The sequence below is a fragment of the Bilifractor sp. LCP21S3_F8 genome (assembly GCF_052117805.1).
Lineage (GTDB): Bacteria > Bacillota > Clostridia > Lachnospirales > Lachnospiraceae > Bilifractor.
Genome location: NZ_JBQKIK010000028.1, coordinates 34,181 through 45,862 on the forward strand (window position 1 = coordinate 34,181; position 11,682 = coordinate 45,862).

The 11,682-nt window shown below is 49.0% G+C and carries 9 protein-coding genes; all 9 read left to right on the forward strand.

Annotated elements, in window-relative coordinates; translation table 11 throughout:
* Positions 1-113 precede the first annotated feature (113 nt).
* The 9 genes from ACTQ3A_RS11630 to ACTQ3A_RS11670 all read left to right on the forward strand — a co-directional run bounded on the left by ACTQ3A_RS11630 (position 114) and on the right by ACTQ3A_RS11670 (position 11,499).
* On the forward strand, positions 114-1,079 hold the full coding sequence (locus ACTQ3A_RS11630; RefSeq protein ID WP_441494931.1) for an ABC transporter permease: 966 nt from the start codon (positions 114-116) through the stop codon (positions 1,077-1,079).
* Entirely contained in the window at positions 1,073-1,888 is an 816-nt protein-coding gene (locus tag ACTQ3A_RS11635) for an ABC transporter ATP-binding protein (protein WP_441100829.1), read from the forward strand. The genes ACTQ3A_RS11630 and ACTQ3A_RS11635 overlap by 7 nt, the downstream gene beginning before the upstream one ends.
* A gap of 341 nt (positions 1,889-2,229) precedes the next feature.
* On the forward strand, positions 2,230-4,137 hold the full coding sequence (locus ACTQ3A_RS11640; RefSeq protein ID WP_441494932.1) for a Na/Pi cotransporter family protein: 1,908 nt from the start codon (positions 2,230-2,232) through the stop codon (positions 4,135-4,137).
* A gap of 124 nt (positions 4,138-4,261) precedes the next feature.
* Positions 4,262-4,549 carry an acylphosphatase gene (locus ACTQ3A_RS11645; protein WP_441100834.1) on the forward strand — a complete coding sequence of 96 codons (288 nt, stop codon included), beginning with the start codon at positions 4,262-4,264 and terminating at the stop codon, positions 4,547-4,549.
* A 625-nt stretch (positions 4,550-5,174) separates the two neighbouring features.
* On the forward strand, positions 5,175-6,188 hold the full coding sequence (locus ACTQ3A_RS11650) for a LacI family DNA-binding transcriptional regulator (RefSeq protein WP_441494933.1): 1,014 nt from the start codon (positions 5,175-5,177) through the stop codon (positions 6,186-6,188).
* Between the two features lie 241 nt (positions 6,189-6,429).
* The gene (locus tag ACTQ3A_RS11655) at positions 6,430-7,410 is read left to right on the forward strand and encodes an ABC transporter permease (RefSeq protein WP_441100823.1); all 981 of its coding nucleotides are present in this window, start codon (positions 6,430-6,432) and stop codon (positions 7,408-7,410) included.
* A gap of 15 nt (positions 7,411-7,425) precedes the next feature.
* Complete coding sequence (locus ACTQ3A_RS11660) at positions 7,426-8,937, forward strand: sugar ABC transporter ATP-binding protein (RefSeq protein ID WP_441100822.1); 1,512 nt, start codon at positions 7,426-7,428, stop codon at positions 8,935-8,937.
* Positions 8,938-8,950: 13 nt separating this feature from the next.
* Positions 8,951-9,928: an ABC transporter permease gene (locus tag ACTQ3A_RS11665; protein WP_441100821.1), complete on the forward strand. Its 978-nt coding sequence runs from the start codon at positions 8,951-8,953 to the stop codon at positions 9,926-9,928.
* Between the two features lie 302 nt (positions 9,929-10,230).
* Positions 10,231-11,499, forward strand: coding sequence for a substrate-binding domain-containing protein (locus ACTQ3A_RS11670; RefSeq protein ID WP_441100820.1), 1,269 nt, complete (start codon positions 10,231-10,233; stop codon positions 11,497-11,499).
* Positions 11,500-11,682 lie beyond the last annotated feature (183 nt).

Here is an 11,682-nt window from a genome sequence, read left to right on the forward strand (position 1 = left end):
TTTAGTCTTGTGAGGCTTCACGAAACCATATATTGCGTGATAGAATGGAGCTGGCGTATGCAATTGCGTCAGCTTTTTAAGTGTCAGAGAATAAATTTCGGGAGGGTTTGAACGTGTCAGGTTTTCTAACGATAGGAATTGTCCAGACAGCTCTGGAGCTCGGACTGATCTATGCGCTGGTTGCGCTTTCATTGTTTATCAGCTTCAGTATTCTGGATATCTGTGATCTTTCAACGGATGGATGCTATACACTGGGGTGTGCGGTCGGAGCGGTGGTAACAATTGCGGGACACCCGATTCTGGCTATTTTTGCCGCAATGGCTGCGGGGGTCTGCTCGGGATTCATCACTGCGATACTGCAGACAAAGTTCGGCGTTCAGAGCATTCTGGCCGGCATTATTGTGAATACGGGTCTTTACACCATCAATCTGGCGGTCATGGGATTTTCTTCCAACCTGTCGCTGTTCGGCTCTGCGACGGTTTTTGATATGTTCAAATCGTTGAACTCCTCTAAGGTGTGGAAAAGCTGGAGTCCGTTTGTTCTTCTGCTGATCATTCTTGCCGTGATCGTGCTTGCGATCCACTGGTTTCTCGGAACAAGGCTTGGCCTTTCGATCCGCGCAACCGGAGACAGTCCAGCAATGGTGCGCGCTTCTTCGATTAATCCGGCATTCACGACGATCGTAGGTCTGTGCGTCGCAAACTCACTGACCGGAATGGCGGGATGTCTGATCGGACAGTATAACGGGAACAGCGATATCAACCTTGGAACGGGAATGGTCACGGTCGCGCTTGCCTCGCTGATCATCGGGGAAATGTTTTTCAAAAATCGCGGCATGCTGATGCGGATTATCGGTGTGATCATCGGTTCGGTTCTGTATCGATTTGTTATGTCTGTCGCGCTGCGGCTGAAAATCCCGACAGAAGCATTCAAGCTGGTGTCGGCTTTGATTGTCGCGGTGGCGCTCACTGCTCCGCAGATCCGGAAGCTGATTGCGCTGCACGCGCAGAAGCGTGCCTCCATGAAGATGAGTATGGAAGAAGCGGAAGAGGAAGAGGGAGGTGACAGATCATGCTGAAGCTTAAGAATGTCAGAAAAACCTTCAATGTCGGAACGGTCAATGAGAAGAAGGCACTGACCGGTGTAAACCTTGTGCTCGAGGATGGTGATTTTGCCACGATCGTAGGCTCCAACGGCGCGGGAAAATCAACGATGTTCAATGCGATCGCGGGAAGCTTTTACCCGGATTGCGGAAGCATCATTCTTGACGGGAAGAATATCACCTATGTTCCGGAGTACAAGAGAAGCGTTTATATAGGAAGACTTTTTCAGGATCCTCTGATGGGAACGGCTCCGCATATGACGATCGAGGAGAACCTTGCCATTGCCTATCTGAGAGCCTCGAAGAAACAGCATGCGATTTTCAGCAGAATCAGCAAGAAGGAGAAGGAATTCTTCCGGGAGCAGCTTTCCCTTCTCGATATGGGGATGGAGGATCGCATGAAGAATCCGGTCGGACTGCTGTCCGGTGGTCAGAGACAGGCGCTGACGCTTCTGATGGCGACGATGGTAACGCCGAAGATCCTTCTTCTGGATGAGCATACGGCGGCGCTGGATCCGGCTACCGCTTCGAAGGTTCTGGATCTTACGAGAAAGATTGTCGCTGAGCGGAAAATCACCTGTCTGATGGTCACACACAACATGAATCAGGCGCTGGAGCTCGGGAACCGGACGCTGATGATGAGCGACGGCAGAATTGTGTTTGATGTAAAGGGAAAAGAGCGGGACGGCATGACGGTAGAGGATCTGCTGGAGAAATTCGCGCAGGGAACCGGTCGAAGCTTCAACAATGACCGTATCCTTCTGTCGACAGAGCAGGGCGACTGAGTGCGCCGGGGACAGGATGAGTTGCATCTTGATAATATAATCCACATGAGGAACAGGGTGAGGATGCTCACCCTGTTCTTTGTGAATTATGTGGAAAAAAATATCTCCGAAATTATAAAATTTGGTTTAAGTGAGGGATAATGTTATGCTACAATCGTAAAGGTAGTGTAAACACAAAGATAGTCGGAGAAGCATTGGATATGGCATGGAAGACCTTTCAAATTGTCATATCAGCTGCGCGGTGCAGAAAAATGGATAGATGGCCGCCGTGAAGCTTGCAGGACTATCGGAAAAGCAAGTTGTACCGGGGCAATGGGGCTTCCGGTGCAGGAGGAAAATTGATGTCAATATATAATCTGTTCGCACTTGTTGGTGGGCTGGCTTTCTTCCTTTTCGGCATGAATGTCATGTCGAATTACCTGGAGAAAATGGCGGGCGGCCGTCTGGAGGGTATCCTGAAAAAGCTAACGGCGAACCCTTTTGAGAGCCTTGCGCTGGGCGCGATCATCACTATCGCGATTCAGTCGTCTTCGGCTCTTACTGTCATGCTTGTCGGTCTTGTCAATTCTGGTATTATGGAATTCGCTTCCACAGTAAATGTGATCATGGGATCAGATATCGGAACCACACTTACGGCCTGGATTCTCTCCCTGAACGGCATTTCCTCGGACAACATCTTTGTGTCCATGCTGAAACCGCAGAATTTTGCTCCTATTGTGGCGATCATCGGTGTCATCATGATTATGGGCTGCAAGGAACAGAAGAAAAAAGACATCGGAACGATTCTCTGCGGCTTCTCTGTCCTGATGTACGGCATGACATTGATGTCGGATTCGGTTTCTCCGCTGGCAGAGATGCCCCAGTTCCAGAACATTCTGATTGCGTTTGACAATCCGATCATCGGCGTTCTTGTCGGAACGGCATTTACCGGGGTTATTCAGGCTTCCGCGGCATCCATCGGTGTACTTCAGGCACTTTCCCTGACGGGAAAAATCAGCTTTGGCATGGCTATACCGATTGTCATGGGCGCAAACATCGGCACCTGTGTGACGGCGATTCTGTCAAGCATTGGCGTCAGCAGAAAGGCGAAGCGGGTTCCTGCACTGCATATCCTGATCAAGATTCTCGGCACCATTATATGGCTGGTGCTTTATATTATTCTCCGTTATATTCTGAGACTCCCGATTTTTAATCATGTGATCAATTCCTTCCAGATCGCGGTCTTCCATACGATCTTCAACATCGGAACCATCGTCATTCTGCTGCCTTTCTCACAGAAGCTTGTGCGCCTGGTTGAACGAATGGTCAAGGTCGATGAAAACGATAAGGCCGAGATGGAGAAGTACACACTGCTTGATGAGCGTCTGCTCCTGTCCCCGGGGCTCGCGGTCGGTCAGTGCCGGGAGAAAACAATCGAGATGGCGAAGATCGCGCGTGAGGCGTTCTCCAGCGCATTGAGTATGTTCGAGCACTTCGACAAGGAGGAAATCGAAAGGATTGTCAAGAAAGAGGAGGAGCTCGACTATCTGGAGGATGAGCTCGACACATACCTTGTGCGCCTCTCCGCCAAGGATATGACAGAGTCGGACAGCGATCAGATCTCCGAGATGCTTCACTGCATCAATGATTTCGAGCGTATCGGTGACCACGCGATCAATATGACGAAGCTTGCGAGACAGATGCATGATCAGAAGCTTCAGTTTTCCGCGCACGCAAAGTCGGAACTTGCAGTTTTGACGGAAGCTCTGAATGAGATCATGACCCTTACCCTTGAGTCCTTTGAAAAAGATGATCAGCAGCAGGCAAAGCTGATTGAGCCTCTGGAGGAGGTGATTGACGACCTGACCAAGGAGATCAAGAATCGTCATATCGATCGCCTGAAAACCGGTGAGTGCAGGGTGGAACTGGGGATTATCCTGACCGATTACATTACGAACTGCGAGAGAGTGTCTGATCATTGTTCCAATGTCGGCGTTTGCATCATCCAGACAAAGAATTCCAGCTTTGAGACGCACGGATACCTGAACGAGGTGAAATACGGCGGCGAATCAGAGTTTGTCGATGAGTTTGACTCCTATCAGGACAAGTACCGGCTTCCGGCGGTTGAAGCAGTCGGAAAGAAGAAATTAAAAAAAGCTAAGGATAAGGGCGGCAAGGAGGCAAAGGAATCCAGAGAGACGAAGAGTTCCAAGGACAAGGATTCCAAGGCAAAGGCAAAGACAGGCAGAGGCAAGGCACAGAAGGCCTGACTTGATCTGGGACAGATGCAAGGCAGAGAATGCCTGATTTGATCTGGGACAGATGCAAGGTACAGAAGGCTTGACTTGATTTGGGACAGATGCAAGATCTGGAAAGCGTGATTTCATTATGGATATCAACGGAGCCAAAATTATCAGGCAGAGAATGACCTTTACCGGCGATGTGCAGGGAGTTGGGTTCCGGTATCGCGCAAAGTACGCGGCAAGGGAGCTGGGCGTTACCGGCTGGGTGGAAAACGAATGGGACGGTTCCGTCGTCATGGAAGCCCAGGGAACGAAGGAGCAGCTCTACCGGCTTGTATACAATATCAGCAAGGGAACCTGGATTAACATTGAACACGTGAAGCGGGAAAATATTCCGGTGGAAGAGCATGAATACTATTTTGATGTGAAGGGATATTGAGAACAGTGATCTTCAAAGAATGAGAGGCTTGAATGGGCCCGGCAGCTTGCTGCCGGGCCCAAATTATTTACGCGAACAGTGAGCCGCAGCCGAATGCGAAGTATTCGTGTGCGGCGAGCGTCGTGATAGCGAGATAAAACTCGCGCAGCGTGTTTTATCTCGTTTCTGATTTCTCTTCGGAAGTTCCGTTCAGCTGTGCAGGAGGGAATTATCCAGGACCAGTCATCATCATGCCTGAATGGTCCGCATACATCAGCAAGGACAGCTAAGCTTCCCTTGTTCAGAATGGACAGATCTGTCCTGGGTGTAAGGAAGAAATTCTGGTATTTACGACCCATGTAAACGGCGAGAGTAAAACGAAAAGGTGCTGTGTGTAAGGAAGAAATTCTTGAATTTACGACATTGGGCCAAAAGAGAATAATCGAGAAGAAGAATGATCGAACAGAAGAAATAACGCAGCAGATGATCCTGCTTCGAAATAGGGGAATGGACAGCCAGAAGTGATAGAGCTTAAGAATTCCCTTGAAATAATTTGTGCATAAAGATATAATTATTTCATTACGAAACGTTTTGCTCTAGAAATATGACGAAAAAATTCGCCGGAGAGAGTAAGAGGGGGAAAAATATGCCTGCAACCATTAAGGATATCAGAGAGGAAACCGGCCTTTCGCTTGCGACAATTTCAAAATATCTCAACGGAGGAAATGTACTCCCGAAAAACAGGGAGAAGATCGAGGAAGCAGTGAAGCGCCTGCATTACCGGCCGAATGAAATCGCAAGGGGACTGGTCACGAACCGGACAAAGACAATCGGTGTCATCGTGTACAACATTGCCAGTATCTTCAACGGGACGATTCTGAGCACCATCGGTAAGGAGCTTAGAAAAAAGGGCTATGGTGTGCTGATCTGCGATTCCGCCGGAGACGCGGAGATGGAGCACTCGAATCTGCAGTTTCTTCTTAATAAGAAGGTGGATGGTATCATCATTATACCGGCAGAGCGGGATGCGGATTTTCTGCAGCCGGCGCGGGATGCCGGCATCCCCATTGTGTTGATCGACCGGGCTCTGAATGGAAACAGGGAAGACTGTGTTACCATCAATAATAAAGAAGCCGCGGAGGAAGCAGTGAATACTCTGATTGGTGCGGGACACAGAAAGATTGCAATTATCTGTTCTGATCATGAATACACCGGAGCGCAGAGAAAGCAGGGATATTTGGAGGCGATGGAACAGCATGGGCTTGAGGTGCGAAAAGAATACATCAAGACTGGAAGCCAGACGGTGGATTACGGATATCAGAGCATGAAAGAGCTTCTGGCATTGCCGGAGCGGCCGACGGCGGTTTTTATGGCAAATTACGATATTAACCTGGGAGTTGTGATGGCGGTGAATGAGTCCGGATTTCACTGCCCGGAAGATATTTCTTTGTTTGGTTTTGATGATCTTCTTTTGCCGAGGATCATCAGTCCGAAGCTTTACGTGATGAAGCAGCCGATGGAGGAACTTGGGTCCAGAAGTGTAGAGCTGCTGCTGGAACGGATCAACAGCAAGGAAGATCTTGCACCTAGAAACGTTGTGCTGAAGGCAACGGTGATGAAGGGGGATTCGATTCGCCCGATAGGGGGATGCGAGTGCTGAGAATAAATGTGCAGAGTTTTAGAGTTTGTGCAATTGAACGACAAACTGTGAATTCACACGTTTTATTTGTGCAAAAACTATTGACAAGAAATGTGAATTAAGCCATAATAGGACACAGCGAAACGTTTCACCATGACAGGTTTTGGTGAAATCTCACAAAACGCCGGATGCCACGGGTGCCGATAACCGCAGATCGTCCGGAGCTTTGAAAGGCAAAAACTATGCATCGGGAGGGAGAAAATTGGAAAAGATCAAGCAAAACCCAATCGTCAAGAAAATCGGATTCAACAGGATCATACTGATTTGCGTATTGATTCTCATGTACGTGGCATTCTGTGTCGGAATCAAAGGATTTGCGGCCGCGGGTACAAAGCACCTGCTGAATACCATGAACTACGTTTATTTTCTTGGCTTCTTGTCACTCGGCGTTACCTTTGTAATCGCAACAGGAGGTATCGATTTCTCGATCGGACCGGTTATGTTCTGCTGCGCGCTGGTCGGAGGCTATTGCCTGAATTCCTACAAAATGCCATTGGTTGCGGACATCATCATTGCAATCATTATCGGACTGGTATTTGGAATTTTCAACGGATATATGGTGGCATACCAGAAGGTCCCGCCGTTTATCATTTCCATGGCATCGATGAACATCGCGAAGGGTGCTGCTGCCGTATTCACCAAGACGCAGTCACAGAGCTGGCCGCTTTCCACGGATCCGGTGAATGGATGGTTCCGTAACATCGTTTCCTTCAACGGTTTCCCGGTCGGACTGGTGATCTTCGTCATCGCGGCTGTCATCTGCGGCATCATTCTCTACAATACAAAGATGGGACGTTATATCCTCTGCCTGGGATCCAATCGTGAAGCAGTCAGATTGTCCGGCGTAAACACAAAGAAATGGGAGATGAGCGCATATGTAATGTGCGGACTTCTCACCGGAATCGCTGCAATTTTCTTCGTGGCAGCATATACCACAGTTCAGCCCGGATATGGCGATCAGTACAACAACGAGGCCATCGCAGGATGCGTCATGGGAGGAACTTCCATGGTCGGCGGCCTTGCATCTATTCTCGGAACGGTAATCGGTGTATTTATCATTTCACTGCTGCAGGAGGGAATCCTTGCACTTGGACTTGGTAAAGATATACAGCTGATTGTAACCGGTATCATCGTTATCGTCGCAGTATATGCCGATGTAACCGCCAGACGCAGAAAGAACTAAGGAAAGGAGAAGAGAATGGGCGAAGTCATTTTAACAATGAAGGGTATCGATAAATCTTTTCCTGGCGTTCACGCACTGGATCATGTAAACCTCGAGGTCAGAGCCGGTGAAGTACATGCGCTGATGGGAGAAAACGGTGCCGGAAAATCAACACTGATGAAGGTTCTTACCGGAATTTACAAGAAGGATTCCGGAACAATCACATATTTTGGAAAAGAAGTAGAGTTCCACAACACAAGAGAGGCTCAGGACGCGGGCGTAGTCATCGTGCACCAGGAGCTGAACATGGTCGGAGATCTGACGGTAGCGCAGAACATCTTCATCGGCCGTGAGCCGAAGAAGGGAATCCGTATCGATGACAGAAAGATGATCGAGGATTCCAAAAAGCTGTTTGAGCGGCTGAAGATCGACATCAATCCGAGAGAGAAGATGAAGAATTTGACAGTCGGAAAGCAGCAGATGTGCGAGATCGCCAAGGCAATTTCCCATGACTGCAAGCTGATTATCTTCGATGAGCCGTCTGCCGCGCTGACAGAGAAGGAAATTGATGATCTGTTCAAGATCATCCGTGATCTGCGGGAGCAGAACATGGGTATTATTTACATCTCTCATCGTATGGATGAAATCAAGGTCATCACAGACCGTGTAACGGTCATGCGGGACGGCGGATATGTAGGAACGCTGATTACCAAGGATTCCACGAAGGAAGACATCATCAACATGATGGTAGGACGTGTAATCTATGAGGATCCGAAGACGCACAGCATGTGTCCGCCGGACGCACCGGTTGTTCTGAAGGTGGATCATCTCAACGCGGGCCATATGGTTCAGGATGTGAGCTTTGAGCTTCACAAGGGAGAAATCCTAGGATTCTCCGGTCTGATGGGTGCTGGCCGTACGGAGACGGCGAGAGCAATCTTCGGCGCAGATCCGAAGCAGAGTGGAACAATCTCCATCATGGGCAAGGACGGAAAGCTGCATGAGGTTACGATCAACAACCCGCAGGACGCGGTAAAAGCCGGCATCGGATACCTTTCCGAGGACAGACGCCGTTTCGGAGTTGTTGTACAGAAATCGATCATTGAGAATTCTACACTGGCATGTCTCGATGATTTTTCAAACGGACCTTTTATCAATAAGGCAAAAGAAAAGAAGGAGACAGAGAGACTGATCAAGGAACTCGCGACAAAGACACCGAGCGCGGATCAGCTAGTTATGAACCTGTCCGGCGGCAACCAGCAGAAGGTTGTCATTGCCAAGTGGCTGATTCGTAACAGTGATATCCTGATCTTTGATGAGCCTACCAGAGGTATCGATGTAGGCGCGAAGAACGAGATATACAAATTAATGAACAAGCTGGCATCAGAAGGAAAATCGATTATTATGATTTCTTCTGAAATGACTGAGATTCTCAGAATGAGTGACCGTATCGTGGTTATGTGTGAGGGCAGAAAGACCGGTGAAATCCGGATCGAGGAAGCCACACAGGAGAATATCATGGATAAGGCTACTCGGAATATCAATTGAGGGGGAGACAGACATGACGAAGAAGAAATCTTTATTGAATGATCAGAGATATATAGCGTTACTCATCGCGATTCTGCTGATGGTAATCTATTTCATATTTAGTAAGGAGTTCCGTAAGTATTCTTCTATCCTTAGTATGCTGGACTTCTCTTACTATGACATGCTGATGGGCTTCGGCGTAACCTTCCCGCTGATTACCGCAGGTGTAGACCTGTCCATTGGTACCGGTATGGTATGCTACGCGCTGGTCGGCGGAACCCTGATCCGGAACAATAACATTCCGGTTGTGGCTGCCATGCTGATCTGCATCCTCTTCGGATGCGCGATCGGACTTCTGAACGGAGTTCTGATCGGTGTCATGGGACTGGCTCCGTTCATTGCCACTCTTTCCACCTGCATGATTACCCGTGGTATCGGATCTATGTGCCCGGCTACTCCGTGGCCGACGCTGCAGCAGCCCGGCGGATGGTTTCATTCGATCTTCAAGCTGACCTTCGGCTCCGGAAGAGGAGCGTTTAAGTTCCCCATCGGATTTTTCGTGATGCTGGTGCTGATGTTTGTCATGGAGTTCGTTCTGAATCACACCAGATTCGGCCGTTATACCATCGCCATCGGATCGAACAGAGAGGCAACTGCTCTTTCCGGAATTAATGTAAAGTTCTATCACGTAATGGTTTATGTTGTCTGCGGTTTCTTTACAGGACTTGCGGCGATCGCCTATGCGGCGGTAACGCCTACCGTACAGCCTGGTACCGGAGCCGGACTTGAGATGGATGCCATCGGCGGAGTATTTGTCGGCGGTGTATCCGCAACCGGCGGTTACGGTTCCATTATCGGAACCTTCATTGGTGTTATGATTATCTGCCTCCTGAAGACAGGTCTTCCCTACATCGGTCTGCAGGCGAACTGGCAGCAGATTATCACCGGTGTGGTTCTGATTGTAGCCGTACTGATTGATATCATCAAGAAACGCCGCGCAGCTGCAGTCTGAAGCTTGCATTCAGCCGCGGGCGAGTGCAGAAGGTTCTTTGCTGTCAGACATATTTGACGGCAACAAGCCTGAGAATTGCATCCGGCCGCGGATCCAGAAAAAGATGGGACATTTTCAAAGAATTTATACGAAAGCGACAAAATTTCAAACAATAATTTGTGGATGATTTTGGACACAGATTGTTCAAAAAATGTTTACAGTTTATTCAAAAAATGATATATTGGATTTGTTATTTCCGGAAGGGACATTTCGGAATGCAAATAAATACAAAAACTAATAAATGTATTTAAAGGAGGAAAAACATGAAACGTAGAGTCGTAGCAACCTTAATGAGTGCAGCAATGGTAGCAACTCTGCTTGCAGGATGCGGATCAGGATCCACTAGCACATCTGCAAGCAAATCTGAGTCATCCAGCAGCTCAGCAGCATCCACATCCAGCAGCGCTGCAGCATCCACTTCCAGCTCTTCCACAGAAGCCGTAGCATCGACCAGCGGTTCTGAGACTGCTGCATCCAGCAGCTCCGCGGCAGAGAGCACAGATGACGCTACAAAGCAGTTTGATGGCCTGAAGGCAAACGAGGCTTACAACTTCCCGATGCTGGTTAAGTCCTTCCAGTCCACTTACTGGGATGCCGCTCAGCAGGGTATGAAGAAGGCAGCTGGCGAGCTTGGTGTTACCTATGACTGCCAGGGACCGAACTCCGAGTCTGATATCGCTGACCAGGTTAACATGCTGAACTCCGCAATTTCTTCCAAGCCGGTAGGAATCGGCCTTGCAGCCTGCGATACAACTTCCGTACTTGACGCTCTGAAGACCTGCGCATCAGACGGAATTCCTGTTGTAGCATTTGATACCGGTGTTGCGGATGCTCCGGACGGATCCATCGTATGTACCGTAGCGACAGATAACGGACAGGCTGGCTCTGTAGCAGCAGACAACATGTATGATGCGATCAAGGACGAGATCAAGAACGCTGACGGTCAGGTTCGTATCGGTGAGGTTAACCAGGATGCTACCGCTCTGAACATTCAGCAGCGTGGTCTTGGATTCATCAACGAGATGATCAAGCTCATCCAGGCAGACGGCAAGACCGTTTCCGTAGAAGGCAACGAGTTCTATGTAAACAACGCTGAAGGCGCTGATACCGGTGACACAGATGTTGTAATCGAGGTAGCAGTTCCGGCACAGACAACTGTAGAGCTTTGCTCCACAGAGGCACAGACCATCCTTTCCAAAGAGGATACCATCGCAATCTTCGGTTCCAACCAGACCGCAGCAGAAGGTGTTCTGGCAGCAGATGCTAACCTTTCCGTTCTTGGTTCTGACGTATCCAACGGCGACGTTATCGGTGTTGGCTTCGATGCTGGTTCTACCATCAAGGCAGCAGTACAGAGCGGACAGCTCTACGGCGCAGTTACCCAGTCTCCTCTGATGATGGGATATTACGCAATCTATGCTCTGACAGCAGCTGCTAACGGACAGGAGCTTCAGGATGTTCCGACAGCAGGTTACTGGTACAACGCAGACAACATCGACGATCCGGATATCGCTCCGAACCTGTACGACTAATTGTCTGAAAGTCAGTATCGTTCAGATGAATATCATTTAAAATGACGGGAGTGCGGCCGATGGCCGCGCTCCTTTTTACTGTATAGCCTAATAAGTTGTGGGGCCAAGCCCCATTAAAAAAGCGCAAAAAACCCCTATCCAATCTAAACGTGCTTTTATGGGGTAAAATATCAAATGCTATGC

Excerpts from the sequence above, each read along its gene's own strand:
- ACTQ3A_RS11670 (WP_441100820.1), top strand. The coding sequence starts at position 10,231 with ATGAAACGTAGAGTCGTAGCAACCTTAATGAGTGCAGCAATGGTAGCA.
- ACTQ3A_RS11635 (WP_441100829.1), top strand. The coding sequence starts at position 1,073 with ATGCTGAAGCTTAAGAATGTCAGAAAAACCTTCAATGTCGGAACGGTC.
- ACTQ3A_RS11665 (WP_441100821.1), top strand. The coding sequence starts at position 8,951 with ATGACGAAGAAGAAATCTTTATTGAATGATCAGAGATATATAGCGTTA.
- ACTQ3A_RS11640 (WP_441494932.1), top strand. The coding sequence starts at position 2,230 with ATGTCAATATATAATCTGTTCGCACTTGTTGGTGGGCTGGCTTTCTTC.
- ACTQ3A_RS11650 (WP_441494933.1), top strand. The coding sequence starts at position 5,175 with ATGCCTGCAACCATTAAGGATATCAGAGAGGAAACCGGCCTTTCGCTT.
- ACTQ3A_RS11660 (WP_441100822.1), top strand. The coding sequence starts at position 7,426 with ATGGGCGAAGTCATTTTAACAATGAAGGGTATCGATAAATCTTTTCCT.